This window comes from Bradyrhizobium sp. 159 (genome assembly GCF_023073795.1).
Lineage (GTDB): Bacteria > Pseudomonadota > Alphaproteobacteria > Rhizobiales > Xanthobacteraceae > Bradyrhizobium.
The window spans coordinates 111,597-129,993 of sequence record NZ_JADPKE010000089.1 but is presented as its reverse complement, the minus strand read 5'-3'; the positions used below and the strand labels follow the sequence as shown (position 1 = coordinate 129,993).

Sequence of the window (18,397 nt, the reverse complement as noted above, 5' to 3'; positions counted from 1 at the left end):
GCGAGGCAAAAAGCATCCCGCGTTAACGAATTTTACCTTTTGTTTACCAGGACGTCCGAAGGTTAACGCTGGCGGCGCATATGGCGCTTTGGCTGCCGGCGCGTGAGCTGTTGCGGGTGATGTCACCTCCAGCGAACGCTTTGAAGGGGAGAGGTTTTCTTCTGAAGACCAGCCCCCCGGTCCGGCAGGCCCGAGATGTCATGTTCGCCAGGATCCGCGCGATGTCGCGGGCAAACTGTTGAGCTCGTGCAATGGATGGTGCAGGAAGCCTCACCCGGTCGCTTCTGAGATCGCTGAGGCCCCAAGCTGACCTGAAAGCGGCCGCTATCGGAGCGGTCGTGCTTCTGCGCGAGTGGGTGCAGGACAAGCACGCCGAGGCGCGCGCCGCCGCCAAGGACAAGATCAAGACCAAGGCGAGGGTGAAGGCCGTCGTCGAGCGCGAGCCGCCGCCGCGCGTGGTCGCGCTCGTCGAGCGCTATCTGCCGCGCCGGGTCGGGATCAGCATGACCGTGCTGCTCCTGATCGGAAGCTGCGGCTTCGGCATCGTCAAGGGCGGCCATCTCCAGGATTTCATCACCGCGGTGAACGATGCCCGCAACGCGCTGGCCAATTCCGCCGGCTTCCGCATCACCTCCGTCGTGATCAACGGCCGCAAGCAGCTGACCCAGGACGAGATCCTCGCGATTGGCGGCGTCAGTGGTCGCTCCTCGCTGCTGTTCCTCGACGCCGAGGCGTTGCGCGACAAGCTCAAGGCCAATCCCTGGATTGCGGACGCGACCGTACTGAAGCTCTATCCGGGCCAGCTCATGATCGAGCTCACCGAACGTAAGCCGTTCGCGCTGTGGCAGGAGGCCGGCCGGCTCTCCGTAATTGCCGATGACGGCGCCGTGCTCGACCCCTATGTCTCGCGCCGCTTCCTGTCGCTGCCGCTCGTGGTCGGCAAGGGCGCCGAGGCGCAGGCTCGCGATTTCCTCGCCCTGCTGGCGCGTTATCCGCAGGTCAATTCGGTGACGAAAGCCGCGATCTATGTCGGCGAGCGGCGCTGGAATCTGAGGCTCAAGGACGGTCTCGACATCCGCCTGCCCGAGCAGGACGTCGGCAACGCGCTCGCGATGCTGTCCAAGCTCGACAAGGAGGACAGGCTGTTCTCCCGTGACATCGTCGCTGTCGACATGCGCCTGCCTGATCGTCTGGTGGTGCAGCTGTCCGACGACGCCGCCAAGGCGCGCGAGGAGCAGTTCAAGGACAAGAAGAAAAAGAAGGCCGGGGATTCCGCATGACCGGTCTCGATCGCACCCAGACGCCGAAGACACGCCCGATGCCGCACAAACGCGGCGGCATCGTCGCCTGCCTCGATATCGGCACCAGCAAGATCGCCTGCATGATCGCGCGGCTGAAGCCGTCGCTGCCGAGCGAGGCGTTGCGCGGCCGCACTCATGCCGTGGAATTGATCGGCTACAGCCAGATCCAGTCGCGCGGCATGAAGGCCGGCGCGGTGATCGACCTGACCGAATGCGAGCAGGCGGTGCGACAGGCCGTCGGGCTCGCGGAGACGATGGCCAAGGTGCGGGTCGAGTCCGTGCTGCTGTCGGTCTCCGGCGGCCGGCTCTCCGGCCAGCTGGTCGAGGCTGCCGCCGACATCCGAGGCGGCGCCGTGACCCCGGCCGATGTCAGTCGCGTCACGTCGACCGGCATGCGCCATGCCACCGGCGAAGGCCGCACCGTGCTGCACGCGCTCCCGGTCGGCTACACCCTCGACGGCGTCAAGGGCATCCGCGATCCCCGAGGCATGGTCGCGCACCAGTTCGGCGTCGACATGAATGTCGTCACCTGCGACGCCACCGTGGCGCGGAACCTGATGCTGGCAGTGGAGCGCTGCCACATCAATGTCGAAGCCATGGCGGCAAGCCCCTATGTCGCCGGCCTGTCGGTGCTGACCGATGACGAGGCCGATCTCGGCGCTGCCGTGGTCGAGATGGGCGCCGGCACCACCACGATCGCCGTCTATTCCGGCGGCCGTTTCGTGCATGCGGCCGGTTTTGCGGTCGGCGGGCAACACATCACGATGGATCTTGCGCGCGGACTCTCCGCGACCATTGCCGATGCCGAGCGAATCAAGACGTTATACGGGACCGTTATCACCGGCGGATCGGACTCGCGTGAGCTGATGTCTGTGCCGACAGCCGGTGACGAGCAGGATCTGCCGCAGATCGTCTCCCGCGCCACGATCGCCAACATCGTCAAGCACCGTGCCGAGGAAGTCTTCGAAATGGTTCGGGACAAGCTGAAGGATTCGCCTTTCGCCTCAGAGCCCAACGGCCGCGTCGTGCTCTCGGGCGGCGCCTCGCAGCTGACCGGCCTCGTCGAGCTCGGCACCCAAATTCTCGGCCGGCCCGTGCGGGTCGGACGTCCGCTCGGCTTCGGTCGGCTGCCCAACGAGGCGAAGAACGCCGCGTTCGCGGTGCCGGCCGGACTTCTCGTCTACCCGCAATATGTTCACCTCGAACATGTCGAACCGCGGCATACGCGGCAGCAGGTCAAGACAGGGACCGGCGGATACTTCGGAAAGGTCGGACGATGGCTACGCGAGGGCTTCTGATGACTGCTTTCCGCAATTGTCGATTTTCACCAACTCCCGCGGCCGCCGGCCGGGGCGAACCCACGCGCGCGTGATCGAGAGGCAGCAACCATGACCATCAGCATCAATGTTCCTGATATTCACGAACTGAAGCCCCGGATCACCGTGTTCGGCGTCGGCGGCGCCGGCGGCAATGCCGTCAATAACATGATCACGGCGGGCCTCCAGGGCGTCGACTTCGTGGTCGCCAACACCGACGCGCAGGCGCTGACGATGTCGAAAGCGCAGCGCATCGTGCAGATGGGCACGGCGGTCACCCAAGGCCTCGGCGCCGGCTCGCAGCCGAACGTCGGCGCCGCGGCGGCGGAAGAGGTGATCGACGAACTGCGCGACCATCTCTCGGGCGCCAACATGGTGTTCGTCACTGCCGGCATGGGCGGCGGCACCGGCACCGGCGCTGCACCCGTGATCGCCAAGACCGCGCGCGACATGGGCATTCTCACCGTCGGCGTCGTGACCAAGCCGTTCCACTTCGAGGGCGGCCGCCGCATGCGCACCGCCGAGGCGGGCATTAACGAGCTGCACAAGGTCGTGGACACGCTCCTGATCATCCCGAACCAGAACCTGTTCCGGGTCGCCAACGAGAAGACCACCTTCGCCGACGCCTTCGCGATGGCCGATCAGGTGCTCTATTCCGGCGTTGCCTGCATCACCGACCTGATGGTCAAGGAAGGCCTGATCAATCTCGATTTCGCCGACGTCCGCGCCGTCATGCGCGAGATGGGCAAGGCGATGATGGGCACCGGCGAGGCGTCGGGCGACAAGCGCGCGCTGACCGCCGCAGAAGCTGCCATCGCCAATCCGCTGATCGACGATAGCTCGATGAAGGGCGCCAAGGGCCTCCTCATCTCCATCACCGGCGGCAAGGACCTCACTCTGTTCGAGGTCGACGAGGCCGCGACCCGCATCCGCGAGGAGGTCGACCAGGACGCCAACATCATCGTCGGCGCGACCTTCGACGAAGCGCTCGATGGTCTGATCCGCGTCTCGGTCGTTGCCACCGGCATCGAGCAGGCCGCGATCGCCCGCAACAGCCAGGCGACCTCCGCTCCTGTCGCGAACCCGGCTCCGCAGGCACAGCAGGCCGCCGCTGCTCCGGCCGTCGCTGCCGAGAGCCGTCTTGCCGATTTGACCGCGCGGCTCCGTGCCGACAATCAGCGTCTTGCCGAACGCGCCCAGAAGCTCGACGCGCAGGCCCCGGCGGCCGCGCCGGCTCCGGCCGGTGCCGCGCCCCGTCAGAACGTCGAGCGCGCTGCGCTCGCCGCCATCGCCGCCGCCGTCGCGGACGTCCCGCAGGCGCCCGCGCCGGTGCAGACCTACGGCGATGTCACCGTGCGCCCGATCGCGCAGAAGCCGACCCTGTTCCCGGAGCCGGAGCAGGCCCCGATCGCGATGCAGGAGCCGATGACGCCCGAAAACTTCATCCCGCCACAGGCCGAGCGCCCGCCGGTTCGCGCGCCGCGGATGCCGCGCCTTGAGGAACTGCCGATGCCGGCCCAAGCCGAGATTCGCCAGGCCCGCGGCGAGGTCGAGGAAGAGACCCCCCAGAAGAGCCGTCTGTCGCTGCTCCAGCGTCTCGCCAATGTCGGCCTCGGCCGTCGCGACGAGGAGAGCGAAGCGCCGATCGCCGCCCGCACCGCTGGTCCCGCGATGCCACCGCTGCCCGAGCGCCGACCGCAGAAGACCGTCGCGCAGCAGATCGCGACGAGCGAGCCGGTATCGGAGTATGCCCGCCGTCCGGCGCCGCAGGGCTTGGACATGCACGGTCGTCCCGCGCCTGTTGCGCCGGCGCCACAGGGAGACGACCATCTTGATATCCCGGCCTTCCTGCGGCGGCAGGCGACCTGAGGATTGTTACACCGAGCCAGACGAAAAAAGGTCCCGGCAACCCGTTTGCCGGGACCTTTTCTTTTGTCCCGTCCATGCCCGGATTGCGCGACTAAGTAGCTGATTTTAAATCATTAATTCCGCAGTTGATGGTTCAGTGAAACTGCCTATGACGGCCCCCAGACCTCAGTGCAATTTGGTTAAGCCTTGGCGCGAATACGGCGGGTTTGGGGTAACAATCGGTAAAAAAGCGTGAGTTGGCGCTGTTTGGGGCAGTGACTATGGTTTGCCCGTGACTTGGGGATACGGATTCGCGGGACGTCGGCACTGGCCGGCCGGGCGGGTCTCGTATAAGTCGCGGTGGTCGTAGTGGGGCGGGTTCCTGATGAAATTTAGCCGGCAAACAACGCTTCGTGCGCAAGCCTCGGTGGCAGGCGTGGGCGTTCATTCCGGTCTTCCCGTCACTCTCACGCTTGGGCCTGCGCCTGTCGACGCGGGCTTTGTTTTTGTCCGCACCGGGCTTGAGGGAAGTGACCGCGAAGTTCAAGCGACCGCCGAGCAGGTGATCGCGACCGACTTCGCCACCGTCCTCGGCGATCGGGACGGCCCGCTGGTCTCCACCGCCGAGCATGTGCTTGCTGCACTGCGCGGGATGGGTGTCGACAATGCCACGATCGAGATCGACGGGCCCGAAGTGCCGATCATGGACGGCAGTGCCGCCGCCTTCATTGCCGCGATCGACCAGGCCAGCATCGTCACCCAATCGGCCCAGCGCCGCTTCATTCAGGTTTTGAAGCCGATCTCGGTGAAGATCGGCGACTCCTTCGGCGAGATCAGGCCCTACGCCAATGGGTTCCGCACCGAGGTCGAGATCGACTTCACCAACCCCGTCATCGGCCAGCAGAGCTACGCCTTCGACCTCAGCCCCGAACGTTTCCGCCGCGAAGTCGGCCGGGCCCGGACTTTCGGGCTGATGGGCGATGTCGCGCGGCTCTGGAGCGCGGGTTATGCCCTCGGCGCCTCCTTCGACAATACCGTCGTGTTCGACGACGAGCGGCTGCTCAATACCGAGGGCCTGCGCTATGCCGACGAATGTGCCCGCCACAAGGTGCTGGATGTGATCGGCGACCTCGCGCTGGCCGGGCTGCCGCTGCTTGGCGCCTACCGCTCGGTGCGTGGCGGCCACAAGCTCAACCATGCCGTCCTGACCGCGCTGCTGGCCGACCGTACCGCCTGGCGGGTGGTCGAAGGCGAAACGGCCCGCCGCACCACGCGTCCGCAGGGCGAAGTTGGTCGCGGTATCGTCGGCGGCCGGATCGCCGCGGCCTACGGGCCGGACGTGTCCTGACAGACCTGTTGTCGCAGCCGCGGCTTGCGACCGACCCCGGGAAATTCCTGGTAACCATGATCGACTAGCATTGCGGCACGTTCGCCTTAATCCGGGCGAAATGCCTGCCTATCCGGTTGGTAACGATCGTTTTTCGGATAGATCGGCGTGGTCGTATGGCAGGCACCACGGTCACATTTCGCGCCCATGACGGGGGTCATGGGCTGGCGGGCACCGCATCACAGGGCGTCAAGGCAAAACTCATGTCGGCACAGCGTATGACGCGCGGATATCTCCCGGTCTCGTCTCGAGCCCGCGGCCTGCTTCACGCCGTCACCTTCATCCTGCTCGCGCTGCCGCTGGCCGGCTGCGGCACCGGCGCACTCTGGGACAAGTTCACCGCCAAGGACGACACCTTCGTCGAGGAGCCCGCCGACAAGATCTACAATGAGGGCCTGTACCTCATGAACGAGAAGAAGGACATGAAGGCGGCGACCAAGAAGTTCGAAGAGGTCGACCGCCAGCATCCTTATTCCGAATGGGCCCGCAAATCGCTGCTGATGTCGGCCTACGCGTCCTACCAGGGCGGCGACTATGACGGCTGCATCGGCGCCGCCACCCGCTATGTCACGCTGCATCCCGGCAGCCCGGACGCGGCCTATGCACAATACCTGATCGCCGCCTCGCATTACGACCAGATCCCGGACATCAGCCGCGACCAAGCCCGCACCGAGAAGGCCATTGCCGCGCTGGAAGAGGTAGTGCGCAAATATCCGAACTCGGAATACGCCACCTCGGCCAAGGCCAAGATCGAGGGCGCGCGCGACCAGCTCGCCGGCAAGGAAATGAATGTCGGCCGCTATTACGCGCAGAAGCGCGACTACACGGCTGCGATCAACCGCTACAAGACCGTCGTCACGCAGTACCAGACCACCCGCCACGTCGAGGAGGCGTTGTTCCGGCTCACCGAGGCCTATATGGCGATCGGCATCGTCGGCGAGGCGCAGACCGCGGCGGCCGTGCTCGGGCACAATTTTCCTGATAGCCGCTGGTACAAGGACGCCTATAATCTTGTAAAATCCGGCGGTCTCGAACCGAGCGAGAATCAGGGGTCTTGGATCAGCCGGACCTTCAAGAAGATGGGTCTCGGCTAGGAAATTTGGTTCCATGCTGGCGCGTCTGTCGATCCGTGACATCGTCCTGATCGAACGGCTCGATATCGAATTCGCCACCGGCCTTGCGGTTTTGACCGGCGAGACCGGTGCGGGCAAATCCATCCTGCTCGATGCCTTTGCGCTGGCGCTCGGCGGCCGCGGCGACGCCGGCCTCGTGCGCCACGGTGCGGAGCAGGGGCAGGTCACCGCCGTGTTCGATGTCCCCAAAAATCACCCCGCGACGAAGATCCTGGCCGAGAACGGCTTGGACGATACCGGTGAGATGATTCTCCGCCGCGTGCAGCTCGCCGATGGCCGCACCCGTGCCTTCATCAACGACCAGTCGATCAGCGTGCAGACACTGAAGGCGGTGGGCGCCGCCCTGGTCGAGATCCACGGCCAGCACGATGAGCGTGCGCTGGTCGATGCCGCCACCCATCGTCGCCTGCTCGACGCTTTCGCCGGCCTCGAAAAGGACGTCGCCGCGGTCGAGATGCTATGGGACGCGCGCCGCACCGCCAACACCGGGCTTGAGGAGCACCGCGCCGGCATGGAGCGCGCCGCCCGCGAGGCAGATTATCTGCGCCATGCCTCCGACGAGCTGAAGCAGCTCGCGCCCAAGGACGGCGAAGAGACATCGCTGGCTTCGCGCCGCACCACCATGATGCAGGGCGAGAAGATTGCCTCCGATTTGCGCGAGGCGCAGGAGGCGGTTGGCGGCAATCATTCGCCGGTCGCGGCGCTGTCCGCCGCGGTGCGACGGCTGGAGCGCCGCGGCGTCAACTCGCCGGCGCTGGTCGAGCCCGCGGTGAAAGCGATCGACGCCGCGATCAACGCGCTGGAGGAAGCCGACCAGCACCTTCAGGCGGCCTTGGCGGCAACCGATTTCGATCCCGCCGAGCTCGAGCGCATCGAGGAGCGGCTCTTCGCTTTGCGTGCGGCGTCACGCAAATATTCGACGCCGGTCGACGGGCTCGCCGCGCTTGCCGCCAAATATGCCGCCGACGTCGCGCTGATCGATGCCGGTGCCTCGCAGCTGAAGAAGCTGGAGCAGGCCGCGATCGAGGCGGATGCGCGCTATGCGGCCGCCGCCAAGAAATTGTCGCTGGCGCGGCAGAAATCGGCGGAGAAGCTCAACAAGGCGGTCAATGCCGAGCTCGCGCCGCTCAGGCTCGAACGCGCAAAATTCATGACTCAGGTCGAGACCGACGAGGCCGCGCCGGGACCGCAGGGTTTCGACCGCGTCGAGTTCTGGGTGCAGACCAATCCGGGTACCAAGCCGGGTCCGCTGATGAAGGTCGCCTCCGGCGGCGAACTCTCGCGCTTCCTGCTGGCGCTTAAGGTCGTGCTGTCAGATCGCGGCTCGGCGCCGACCCTGGTGTTCGACGAAATCGACACCGGCGTTGGCGGGGCGGTCGCCGACGCCATCGGCGGCCGTCTGGCGCGGCTTGCCGGCAAGGTCCAGGTGATGGCCGTGACCCACGCCCCACAGGTCGCCGCCCGCGCCGACCAGCACCTCTTGATATCCAAGGACGCCCTTGACAAGGGCAAGCGCGTCGCCACCCGCGTCAACGCACTGGCCGCCGATCACCGCCGCGAGGAGATCGCGCGGATGCTGGCGGGTGCGGAAATCACGGCCGAAGCCAGGGCGGCCGCGGAACGGCTGCTCAAGGCGGCGACGGCTTAGTTATCCGTCATTCCGGGGCGGCTCGAAGAGCCGAACCCGGAATCTCGAGATTCCGGGTCTGGTCCTGCGGACCATCCCGGAATGACGCGTCATTTGCAGATCGACTCGTAGAGATCATTCCAGTTTGGATTCTCCTTCTTGATCAGCTGAGTTTTCCAGACCCGCTTCCACTTCTTGAGTTCTTTCTCGCGTGAGATTGCAGCTATTGGATCATCATAAGTCTCAAACCAGACCAGCCGTGTGATGTTGTACTTGGTCGTGAAGCCCGGCACCGCCTTGATTCGATGCTCATAGACGCGACGCACAAGGTCATTGGTGATGCCGACGTAGATTGCCCCATCCCGTCGGCTTGCTAGAATATAGACGTAATAAGCCACGAGCCCCTCCCACTGTCATTCCGGGGCGCACGACGTGCGAACCCGGAATCTCGAGGTTCCGGGTCTGGTCCTCCGGACCATCCCGGAACGACGAGACGCAACCTTAAGTATAATGGTCAGAGCAAAATCCAAAGCAACACCGCTTCGTGACGTCGCCGAGCTCACCAAGGCGCAGGCCAAGGTCGAGCACATGCGGCTCGCGCTTGAGCTCGGCGAGCACGACAGGCGCTACTATCAAGAGGACGCGCCCACCGTCAGCGACGCCGAATATGACGCGCTGCGCCAGCGCCTCAATGCCATCGAAAAGCGCTTTCCGGAGTTCGTCAGCGCGGAATCGCCGTCACAGAAGATCGGCGCGGCGCCGTCGGGCCGCTTCAGGAAGGTGCGGCATGCCGTCCCGATGTTGTCGCTCGACAACGCCTTTGCCGAAGAGGACGTGCGCGACTTCGTCGGCCGCATCGTGCGCTTCCTGAAGCTCGACGACGATCAGGTCAATTTCTCCGCCGAGCCGAAGATTGACGGTCTCTCGATGTCACTACGTTATGAGGGCGGCGAGCTCGTCACCGCCGCAACCCGCGGCGACGGTGCGGTGGGCGAGGACGTCACCGCCAACATCCGCACGCTCGAAGACGTGCCGCAGAAGCTGAAGGGCCGCAACGTCCCCGACATCTGTGAGGTGCGCGGCGAGGTCTATATGACCAAAATGGCGTTCCTGGCGCTCAACGAGCGGCAGAAGGCGGAGGGCGGCACCGTCTTCGCCAATCCGCGCAACTCGGCCGCAGGCTCCTTGCGGCAGAAGGACCCCACCATCACCGCCTCGCGTCCGCTCGGTTTCTTCGCCTATGCGTGGGGCCAGATGAGCGCGATGCCCGAGGGCACGCAGAGCGGCATGATCGCCTGGTTCGAGCGTTGCGGCTTCAAGACCAATCCGCTGACCAAGCTGTGTCACTCCGTCGAGGAGCTGCTGGCGTTCCATCACGCAATCGAGGAGCAGCGCGCAAAACTCGACTACGACATCGACGGCGTCGTCTATAAGGTCGACCGTATCGATTGGCAGGAACGGCTCGGCTTCGTCTCGCGCACGCCGCGCTGGGGCATCGCGCACAAATTCCCGGCCGAACGTGCCATGACCGTGCTGCGCGACATCGAGATCCAGGTCGGCCGCACCGGCTCGTTTACGCCGGTCGGCAAGCTCGAACCGGTCGGTGTCGGGGGCGTGATCGTGCAGAACGTCTCGCTGCACAATGAGGATTACATCAAGGGCATCGGCAACAAGGGCGAGGTGCTGCGCGAGGGCCGCGACATCCGCATCGGCGATACGGTCGTGATTCAACGCGCCGGCGACGTCATCCCGCAGGTGGTCGATGTCGTCCTCGACAAGCGGCCGAAGACCGCCAAGGAATTTCACTTCCCGAAGAAGTGCCCGTGTCCGCTGCACACCGACGTCGTGCGTGAGGAGACGGCGACCGGCGAGGAGGGCTCGCGCGCCCGCTGCACCGGCGAGTTCGCCTGCCCCTATCAGAAGATCGAGCATCTCAAGCTATTCGTCTCCCGCCGCGCCTTCGACATTGACGGTCTCGGCGAGAAGCAGCTCCAGTATTTCTTCGACGAGGGATGGGTGAAGGAGCCTGCCGACATATTCACGCTGGAGAAGCGCAACTCAAAGCTCAAGCTTGAAGAGATCGAGGGTTACGGCGCGACGTCGGTGCGAAATCTGTTCGACGCCATCGAGAGCCGCCGGAAAATCGCGCTGGAGCGCTTCGTCTATGCGCTCGGCATGCGCCATGTCGGTGAGACCACGGCGCTGGCCCTCGCACGCGGCTACGGCTCCTGGGACGCCTTTCACGACGCCTGCCTCAAGGTCGCCAAGGGCGACGAGGAGGCGATGGCGGACATGGACGCGTTCGACCAGATCGGCGACACCGTGATCAAGAGCATCGCCGACTATTTCGGCGAGAGCCACAATCGCGGCATCGTCGAGCGGCTGACCAAGGAAGTCGAGATCGTCGACGCCGAGAAGCCGAAGAGCAATTCGGCCGTCGCCGGCAAGACCGTGGTGTTCACCGGCTCGCTGGAAAAGATGACGCGTGACGAGGCCAAGGCAACCGCGGAGCGGCTGGGTGCAAAGGTGTCGGGATCGGTGTCGAAGAAGACCGATCTCGTGGTCGCCGGTCCCGGCGCAGGCTCGAAGCTCGCGGAAGCCAACAAGCACGGCGTCAAGGTGCTGACCGAGGACGAGTGGCTGAAGCTGATCGGCGAATGAGGTTTTCTTCGTCATTGCGAGCGCAGCGAAGCAATCCAGAGTCTTTCCGCGGCGACGGTCTGGATTGCTTCGCGGAGCCAATCATCGGGCCGCGCTTCGCGCGGAACCGTCGGCTCGCGATGACCGCGAGGCGGCAAGCCGTCCCTCACATCATCCCGCTCTCTTCCTCTTCCGCTTGCCCGATCAGGGTCTCGCTCACCACCATCTCCCGGTGGGGCACGACGAATATCATCATGCAGGCGCAGAGCAGCGAGATCGCGAGGACCGCGGAGGTCAGCGGCAGCGTGGTGGCGGAGTGGCCGCCGAGATAGGCGCCGAATTGCGACATCAGTGCGCCGATACCCTGTTGAAGGAAGCCCATCGCGCCCGAGGCGGTTCCGGCGGCTTCGGGACGGATGCTGATGGCGCCGGCGGCCGAATTCGCCATCACGAAGGCATTGCCGACCATCACGATCATCTGGGTGCCGAACAGCCAGCCGGGCGCTTCGTTCCAGCCGGCGAAGCTCCATAATAGGTTCAGCAGGCTGCCGCAGAGCTGGAGGGCAAGCCCGAACCAGATCAGCTTCTCCAGCGAGTGCCGCGGCGCAAAGCGCACGCAAAGCAGATTGCCGACAAGATACGCGAAACCCGTCGTCGCAAACCATGCGCCGTATTCCGCGCTGCTGCGGCCCATCTGCGTCACCACGATATAGGGGCCGCCGCCGGCGAAGGTGAAGATGATCTGCGAGGCCAGCACCTGGCACATCACGTAACCCACGAAGGCGCGGTTGCGGATCAGGATGCCGACGTCGCGGCGAAAGCCGCTGCCGGCGGCACGGGTGCGGCGCGTCTCGGGCAGTGCGACGGCGATGCCGACGGCGACGATGATCGCGGCGATCGTGATGGCGTAGAAGATCGCGCGCCAGCCGAACGCGGTCTCGATCAAGCCGCCGGTGAGCGGGGAGACCATCTGTCCGATCATCAGAGCAGCGACCACGAGACTGATCATCGAGGCGACGCGGTCGCGCTCATAGATGTCGCGGATGATGGCGCGGCTCACCACCATGCCGGCGGCTCCGCCCAATGCCTGGAAGAAGCGCGCGGCGATCAACTGCGGCAGATTTTGCGCGAAGATGCAGGCAACGCTCGCCGCGATCATCAGCGCCAGCCCTCCAAGCAGCACCGGGCGCCGGCCGAACCTGTCCGACAGCGGCCCCATGATGAGCTGCGACAGCGCGATGCCGACCATGTAGAGCGACACTGTCATCTGCGCGATCGAGATGTCGCTGCCGAAATTGCTCGCCAGCACCGGCAGTGCCGGAACCAGCATGTAGAGCGAGATCGGCGCGATCCCGGTCATGACCACCAAGAGCAGCAGCACCAAGCGCGACGTCGCGAGGGTCGCCGCTCCCGGCGGCTTGCTGATCATGCCGTGCATGCGTATCCGTCTCTTCAAAATGCGAGTCGGACTGTAGCTTGCTCGCGCAAGGCGGATATCGGTGTTTCGGAATGCGGCTATACGGATTCCGGGAGGGTTATGGTGAGGGTGATCGCGATCGATTGGGCGCGTTGCCCGTGCGCCACTCTAGTTGTCATTCCCCGCGAAGGCGGGGAATCCAGCATTCCAGAGGCAGTCGTGCTATGCGGAGACGCCGCGGCGTACTGGATGCCCCGCCTTCGCGGGGCATGACAGCTCGGTGGGGCGAGGAGAGTTGCGTAGCGCGTGCGGCGCCATGCGCATTACGCCCTCAGCTCCGCCGTCGCCTGATCGAGCCAGGTCTTCGTCGCTTCGTCCAGCCCCGGCCGCACCTCGGTCCGGACGCGGCCGTGGTAGGCATTGAGCCAATCGAGCTCGTCTTTGGCCAGCATCGCCACATCGATCAGTCGGCGGTCGATCGGCGCCAGTGTCAGCGTCTCGAATGCATTCATCGGCTTCTCGGCACTCTTGATGTCGGCGGCGACCACCAGTTCGAGGTTCTCGATGCGGATGCCGAAACCGTCGGTCTTATAGTAGCCCGGCTCGTTGGACAGGATCATGCCGCGCTTCAGCGGCGTGGTGCCGAGCTTCGAGATCCGCGCTGGCCCCTCGTGCACCGAGAGATAGCTGCCGACGCCGTGGCCGGTGCCATGCTCGAAATCGACGCCGGCGGCCCAGAGATATTGCCGCGCGAGCGTATCGAGCTGCGCGCCCGTGGTGCCGTCGGGAAAGACCGCGCGCGCAATCGCGATATGGCCGCGCAGGACGCGGGTGAAGCGGTCGCGCATCTCCGCCGTCGGTTCGCCCACGGCCATCGTGCGGGTGACGTCGGTGGTGCCGTCTTCATACTGCGCGCCGGAATCGATCAGCAGCAGGTCGCCGGGGGCGATCCGGCGGTTGCTCTTGCGGGTGACGCGGTAGTGCACGATGGCGCCGTTCGGGCCAGTGCCCGAGATGGTCGGGAACGAGACGTCCTTCAGCGCACCGGTGTCGCGGCGGAATGTCTCCAGCGCCTCGACCGCGTCGATCTCGGTGAGCTTGCCGCTCGGTGCCTCGCGATCGATCCACGCGAGGAAGCGCGCCAGCGCCACGGCGTCGCGCACATGTGCCGTCTTCGTGCCCTTGATCTCGGTTGCGTTCTTCACCGCCTTGAGCAGCGCGATCGGGTCGCTGCCGCGCACCGGCTTGCCGCCGGCGCCTGCAATCAGCCGGCTGAGCGCGTCGGCTGCGGTGGCATTGTCGAGCGCGATTGCGACGCCGCTCTTGGCGAGCGCCATCAGCGTCGGCGCCATCGCATCGGGCTCACGGACGTCGGCGGACTGTTCGAGATGGTCGCGCGTGCTGTTGGAGAGCTTGCGCTGGTCGATGAAGATCGTTGGCCGTCCGTCCTTCGGCACCAGCGCGTAGGACAGCGGCAGCGGCGTATGCGCAACGTCGGCGCCACGGATGTTGAAGGTCCAGGCCACGGCATGGCTGTCCGACACCACCAGCGCGTCGACGCCGAGCTTGTCGATCTCGGCTCTGATCTGGGTCAGCTTGTCGGCTTCAGTGAGACCGGCATGTTGCATTCCGTGCACGGTCACCGGCGCGAGGGGAGGTTGCGGTCGGTCCTGCCAGATCGCGTCGACGGGATTGTTGTCGACCGCAACCAGCTCGGCGCCGGCCTTGCCGCAGGCAGCGGACAGGCGCTCGGCTGCTGAAGAAGTGTGCAGCCATGGATCAAATCCGAGGCGCTCGCCGGGCTTCAAGTGCGCCGACACCCAGCTCTCCGGCGGCGGATCGATCAGCGATTCCACCGCCCAAGCCCTGGCATCGACCTGCTTGGCGGCTTGGAGCGTATAGCGGCCATCGACGAAAATCGCGGCCTCCTGGGTCAGCACCACCGCCAATCCAGCCGATCCAGTGAAGCCGGTCAACCAGGCGAGCCGCTCTTCCGACGGCGGCACATATTCATTCTGCTGCTGGTCGGCGCGTGGGATCACGAACCCTGTCAGCTTGCGGCGGGCGAGTTCTTCGCGGAGCGCAGCGAGGCGCGCCGCCAATGCGACGCCGGCCTCGGGCTCCTCGAATGTTTGGAAGTGCGCTTCGAACATGGTGGATCACTTTAGGATGATGGGGATCAGTCCGCAATCTAGACGCATTTGCGTCGCATCTGGCATGGACTGTGCTTGAAATGGTTCCATTCGAATTGAGTGGAGTAAAGGGTGCGGCAGTTGCGCTTCGTCCGGATAACAGGGAAATTCGAGCAGGTGGTTCATCTCAACGGCGAGGGGACACACGATGCCATCATTCACGTTTGAGAAGATTTCGCCGCCGGTGCGCCGCGCGCCGGCTACGGCGACACCGAAGAAGCCGCGCGGCCTCATCAGCCAGATGATCGATCGATTCGCCGAACGCCGCGCGAGGCGGGCGTTGCAGGACGAGCGCGCGACGCGCCAGAACGAGAAGCCGGGGGAGTAGTGGGCGTTCGCGAATGAGGTTGGTGGACACGCTGCGCTTGGCCCAACCTAGGGCAGCTTCGACCAGTCACCCCATCTTCCGCAGCAACAGACTGCTCCATCCCTCGATGCGCAGGTGCCGCAGCGGCACGAGGCCGCGCGCGCGGTAGGCGGCGATCACGGCGGTGGCCTGATGCGTCAACAGGCCGGAGAGGATGACGTAGGCGCCGGCTGCGAGATGCCGCGCCATCGGACTCGCCAATTGCCGCAATGGATTGGCGAGGATGTTGGCCAACACCAGGTCAAACGGACCCCATTTGCCGAACTCCGCCGCGGCGAAGCCGGTGGCGCGGATCACCCGCACATGGTTGCCGACGTCATTCAGCGCCGCGTTCTGGGCCGCCACCCGCACCGAGGGCGGATCGATGTCGGAGGCAAGCACCGCGCGATGCAACGCCTTCGCGGCTGCAATCGCCAGCACGCCGGTGCCGGTACCGAGGTCGAGCAAGTTGCGCGGCCGGGAACTCTTCAGGACATGGTCAAGCAGCAGTAAACAGCCGCGGGTCGTGCCGTGGTGGCCGGTACCGAAGGCGAGCGCCGCCTCGATCTCGATGGCGAGCTTGTTCGCTGCCACGCGGTCGCGGTCATGGCTGCCGTGCACGACGAAACGGCCGGCCGGGACGGGGACGAGGTCTTCCAGGCTCGCTTTGACCCAGTCCTTGGCTTCGACGATATCGAAGGCTAGCGTCTGTGCGATCTCATTTCCTGCTGAAGTTGCAACCAGTTCGCGCAGCCATGCTTGGTCCGGCGCGGCGGCAAAATGCAGGGTGACGTCCCATCGGCCGTCCGGCCGCTCGAAAGCAGCGACCGCCGCATCCCCCTCGAAAAACACCTCGGTGAGCAGGTCGACGACACGCCTGGCGGCGGCCTCGCTGCCGATCGAGAAGCTGGCGCGATGGGTAGGGGCGGGCTGCATTCTAAGGTTCCGTCGGGTTCAATTTTTGCAGTTTTTAGTCCCAATTTTCAGCACAAGTTGCAGCTCTCAGATTAACCGGACCGTAGGTCGCATGCCGTAAATTTCCGGATGTTTGGCGGCGCCAACACAGCTTGAAATGGAACGGAGGCAAATCTTGAAGCGCATGGTTCAGAAGTTCTGGTCGGACGAGTCCGGTGCAACTGCGATCGAATACGGCTTGATCGCAGCCGGTATTGCCCTCGCGATCATCACCGTGGTGAACAGCCTGGGCACCAGCCTGAACGAGAAGTTCGGTTCGATTAGCACCTCTTTGAAGTAATTTCCGCCTCCCATTTCCCAGCGGGGGCTACTTTTCTTCATAGGCTGTTTTTGACCCAGCGCCCGCGAGGGGGATTACCCCCTGGCGGGCGAGGTCGTTTTGCGACATGTGGCTATCGAGCAGTCTCCACAGGTTATCCGCACCTTGTACGACGCCTATCCACGGACTTTTCCGGCAGTGGCCCCGCAGTTCTCCACCGCCTATCGACCAGCCTGTGGCGCTCCGCCGTGCGCAGGCATCTCGACAGGCGATCCACAGCTCGTCCACAGACCTATCCACGGCTTCCGAACAGCGACCGGTGATCCCTCAAGATCACCTGTGCGGCGTTGTGGCCGGGAGCGCCGGTGACACCGCCACCAGGATGGGCGCCGGAGCCGCAATGGTAGAGGCCTTTCAGCGGGCCGCGATAATCGGCATGGCCCAGCATCGGCCGCGCCGAGAACAGCTGGTTCAGCGTCAGCGCGCCGTGGAAGATGTCTCCACCCAAGAGGCCGAACTGCCGCTCAAGATCGAGCGGCGAGAGGATCTGGCGGCCGAGCACGCTCGCCGCAAAGCCCGGGGCATATTTGTCCACCGTCGCGATCATGAGATCGGCGACCTCGTCACGATGGTCGTCCCAGGACTTTCCATCGGGAAGCTCCGGCGCGACGTGCTGGCAGAATAGGCTCGCGACATGTTTGCCTTCGGGCGCCAGCGTGCCGTCCAGCGTCGAGGGGATCAGCATCTCGACGACAGGTTCACGGCTCCAGCCCTGCGCGCGCGCATCGTGATACGCGCGGTCCATGTAGCCGAGGCTCGGTGCCAGGATAATGCCCGAGGTGAGATGATCGCCCTGACCGGGGAGCGCCGTGAACGAGGGCAGGCGGTCCAGCGCCACGTTCATGCGGAAGGTGCCGGAGCCATTCTTCCAGTGCCGGATACGGGCGAGGAAGTCTTGGGGCAGGGCGTCGGCCGCAACCAGCCGCGTATAGAGCAGTTTTGGGTTGACGTTGGCTGCGACATATTTGGCGCGGATGGCGGTGCCGTTCTCCAGCACTACGCCGACCGCGCGGTCGCGCTCGACGATGATCTCGCGCACGCCCGCGTCGGTATCGATCGCGACGCCCCGATCGCGCGCAGTGCGCGCCATCGCCTGCGTGATCGCGCCCATGCCGCCGATGGCGTGGCCCCAGACGCCCTTCTTGCCGTTCACCTCGCCGAAGGCGTGATGCAGCATCACATAGGCCGAACCCGCCGCGTAGGGACTGGCATAATTGCCGACGATGGCATCGAAACCGAACAGCGCCTTGACAAGATCATGCTCGAAACGCTCGTCCAGCATCTCGCCGGCGGAGCGGGTGAAGAGGTCGAGCAGGCTGCGGCTCTGCTCCAGCGTCAGCCCACGCAGAATGTTGGCCGTCTTTAACGCATTCACGGCCTCGCGGATCGCGCTCGTGCCAAAGCCGTCAAGCAGGTTCGGCGGCGCGCGCAGCACGAACTGCCTGAGCACGTCGGCAATCTCTTCCAGCTCGCGCGTGAAACCGTCGAGCGCATCGGCGTCATGCGCGTTCAGCCGCGCCACGGAATCCTTCGTCCGCCCCTCGCCGGTGAGGAGATAGCTGCCGTCGGGTGCGGGTAGAAAATTCTGCGCGCGCCGTTCGACGATGCGCAAGCCTTGTTCCGCAAGATTCAAGTCGCGGATCACCTGCGGATTGAGCAGGCTCACGGTGTAGGCCGCGACCGAATTTCGGAAGCCGGGGTGAAATTCCTCTGTGACCGCCGCTCCGCCGATCACCTTGCGGCGCTCGACCACGCGCACGCGTAGACCTGCCGTCGCGAGATAAGCTGCGCAGGTGAGGCCGTTATGGCCAGCGCCGATGATGACGACGTCGGTTTCTGTCATGAAGTGTTCAAGTCCAATCCACCGTCATTCCGGGCGCGCGGAGCGCAACCCGG

At 65.0% G+C, this 18,397-nt stretch carries 14 protein-coding genes; 9 read left to right on the top strand and 5 right to left on the bottom strand.

The genetic code is table 11. The features are described 5' to 3' along the window. The first annotated feature begins 251 nt into the window (after nucleotides 1-251). From IVA96_RS27185 to recN, 6 genes are all read left to right on the top strand, one after another. Nucleotides 252-1,280 carry a cell division protein FtsQ/DivIB gene (locus IVA96_RS27185; RefSeq protein WP_247420303.1) on the top strand — a complete coding sequence of 343 codons (1,029 nt, stop codon included), beginning with the start codon at nucleotides 252-254 and terminating at the stop codon, nucleotides 1,278-1,280. Next, nucleotides 1,277-2,599, top strand: a complete 1,323-nt coding sequence (ftsA, locus tag IVA96_RS27180; RefSeq protein ID WP_247420300.1) for a cell division protein FtsA — start codon at nucleotides 1,277-1,279, stop codon at nucleotides 2,597-2,599. The genes IVA96_RS27185 and ftsA overlap by 4 nt, the downstream gene beginning before the upstream one ends. Nucleotides 2,600-2,689: 90 nt before the next feature. Next, nucleotides 2,690-4,486 carry a cell division protein FtsZ gene (ftsZ, locus tag IVA96_RS27175; RefSeq protein ID WP_247278472.1) on the top strand — a complete coding sequence of 599 codons (1,797 nt, stop codon included), beginning with the start codon at nucleotides 2,690-2,692 and terminating at the stop codon, nucleotides 4,484-4,486. Nucleotides 4,487-4,850: 364 nt separating this feature from the next. Further along, nucleotides 4,851-5,813 carry a UDP-3-O-acyl-N-acetylglucosamine deacetylase gene (lpxC, locus tag IVA96_RS27170; RefSeq protein ID WP_247420297.1) on the top strand — a complete coding sequence of 321 codons (963 nt, stop codon included), beginning with the start codon at nucleotides 4,851-4,853 and terminating at the stop codon, nucleotides 5,811-5,813. A 242-nt stretch (nucleotides 5,814-6,055) separates the two neighbouring features. Beyond that, complete coding sequence (locus IVA96_RS27165) at nucleotides 6,056-6,946, top strand: outer membrane protein assembly factor BamD (protein WP_247278474.1); 891 nt, start codon at nucleotides 6,056-6,058, stop codon at nucleotides 6,944-6,946. A gap of 13 nt (nucleotides 6,947-6,959) precedes the next feature. Further along, a complete protein-coding gene (recN, locus tag IVA96_RS27160; RefSeq protein WP_247278475.1) occupies nucleotides 6,960-8,633 on the top strand; it encodes a DNA repair protein RecN in 1,674 nt (557 codons plus the stop codon). Between the two features lie 89 nt (nucleotides 8,634-8,722). On the opposite strand, the gene IVA96_RS27155 is transcribed toward recN, so the two are convergent. Further along, nucleotides 8,723-9,010, bottom strand: a complete 288-nt coding sequence (locus IVA96_RS27155; protein WP_247420296.1) for a GIY-YIG nuclease family protein — start codon at nucleotides 9,008-9,010, stop codon at nucleotides 8,723-8,725. 112 nt (nucleotides 9,011-9,122) lie between these two features. On the opposite strand from IVA96_RS27155, the gene ligA reads away from it, so the two are divergent. Beyond that, on the top strand, nucleotides 9,123-11,273 hold the full coding sequence (gene ligA, locus IVA96_RS27150) for an NAD-dependent DNA ligase LigA (RefSeq protein ID WP_247278476.1): 2,151 nt from the start codon (nucleotides 9,123-9,125) through the stop codon (nucleotides 11,271-11,273). A gap of 145 nt (nucleotides 11,274-11,418) precedes the next feature. Here the strand turns inward: ligA and IVA96_RS27145 are convergent, their stop codons facing one another. Both IVA96_RS27145 and IVA96_RS27140 read right to left on the bottom strand, forming a co-directional pair. Next, the gene (locus tag IVA96_RS27145; protein WP_247278477.1) at nucleotides 11,419-12,690 is read right to left on the bottom strand and encodes a multidrug effflux MFS transporter; all 1,272 of its coding nucleotides are present in this window, start codon (nucleotides 12,688-12,690) and stop codon (nucleotides 11,419-11,421) included. Between the two features lie 302 nt (nucleotides 12,691-12,992). Next, nucleotides 12,993-14,822, bottom strand: coding sequence for an aminopeptidase P family protein (locus IVA96_RS27140; protein ID WP_247278478.1), 1,830 nt, complete (start codon nucleotides 14,820-14,822; stop codon nucleotides 12,993-12,995). 187 nt (nucleotides 14,823-15,009) lie between these two features. On the opposite strand from IVA96_RS27140, the gene IVA96_RS27135 reads away from it, so the two are divergent. Beyond that, nucleotides 15,010-15,189, top strand: a complete 180-nt coding sequence (locus IVA96_RS27135) for a hypothetical protein (protein WP_247278479.1) — start codon at nucleotides 15,010-15,012, stop codon at nucleotides 15,187-15,189. 66 nt (nucleotides 15,190-15,255) lie between these two features. Here the strand turns inward: IVA96_RS27135 and IVA96_RS27130 are convergent, their stop codons facing one another. Continuing rightward, nucleotides 15,256-16,143, bottom strand: coding sequence for a 50S ribosomal protein L11 methyltransferase (locus tag IVA96_RS27130; protein WP_247278480.1), 888 nt, complete (start codon nucleotides 16,141-16,143; stop codon nucleotides 15,256-15,258). 154 nt (nucleotides 16,144-16,297) lie between these two features. Between IVA96_RS27130 and IVA96_RS27125 the strand changes: the two genes are divergently transcribed. Beyond that, nucleotides 16,298-16,462: a Flp family type IVb pilin gene (locus IVA96_RS27125; RefSeq protein WP_247278481.1), complete on the top strand. Its 165-nt coding sequence runs from the start codon at nucleotides 16,298-16,300 to the stop codon at nucleotides 16,460-16,462. 271 nt (nucleotides 16,463-16,733) lie between these two features. On the opposite strand, the gene IVA96_RS27120 is transcribed toward IVA96_RS27125, so the two are convergent. After that, complete coding sequence (locus IVA96_RS27120; protein ID WP_247278482.1) at nucleotides 16,734-18,344, bottom strand: NAD(P)/FAD-dependent oxidoreductase; 1,611 nt, start codon at nucleotides 18,342-18,344, stop codon at nucleotides 16,734-16,736. Nucleotides 18,345-18,397 lie beyond the last annotated feature (53 nt).

What these genes read in the sequence shown, in the direction of transcription:
- IVA96_RS27185 (WP_247420303.1), top strand. Translation starts at nt 252, where the DNA reads ATGGATGGTGCAGGAAGCCTCACCCGGTCGCTTCTGAGATCGCTGAGG.
- IVA96_RS27130 (WP_247278480.1), bottom strand. Translation starts at nt 16,143, where the DNA reads ATGCAGCCCGCCCCTACCCATCGCGCCAGCTTCTCGATCGGCAGCGAG.
- ftsA (WP_247420300.1), top strand. Translation starts at nt 1,277, where the DNA reads ATGACCGGTCTCGATCGCACCCAGACGCCGAAGACACGCCCGATGCCG.
- IVA96_RS27140 (WP_247278478.1), bottom strand. Translation starts at nt 14,822, where the DNA reads ATGTTCGAAGCGCACTTCCAAACATTCGAGGAGCCCGAGGCCGGCGTC.
- IVA96_RS27165 (WP_247278474.1), top strand. Translation starts at nt 6,056, where the DNA reads ATGTCGGCACAGCGTATGACGCGCGGATATCTCCCGGTCTCGTCTCGA.
- IVA96_RS27145 (WP_247278477.1), bottom strand. Translation starts at nt 12,690, where the DNA reads ATGCACGGCATGATCAGCAAGCCGCCGGGAGCGGCGACCCTCGCGACG.
- IVA96_RS27135 (WP_247278479.1), top strand. Translation starts at nt 15,010, where the DNA reads ATGCCATCATTCACGTTTGAGAAGATTTCGCCGCCGGTGCGCCGCGCG.
- recN (WP_247278475.1), top strand. Translation starts at nt 6,960, where the DNA reads ATGCTGGCGCGTCTGTCGATCCGTGACATCGTCCTGATCGAACGGCTC.
- IVA96_RS27120 (WP_247278482.1), bottom strand. Translation starts at nt 18,344, where the DNA reads ATGACAGAAACCGACGTCGTCATCATCGGCGCTGGCCATAACGGCCTC.
- lpxC (WP_247420297.1), top strand. Translation starts at nt 4,851, where the DNA reads ATGAAATTTAGCCGGCAAACAACGCTTCGTGCGCAAGCCTCGGTGGCA.
- ligA (WP_247278476.1), top strand. Translation starts at nt 9,123, where the DNA reads ATGGTCAGAGCAAAATCCAAAGCAACACCGCTTCGTGACGTCGCCGAG.
- ftsZ (WP_247278472.1), top strand. Translation starts at nt 2,690, where the DNA reads ATGACCATCAGCATCAATGTTCCTGATATTCACGAACTGAAGCCCCGG.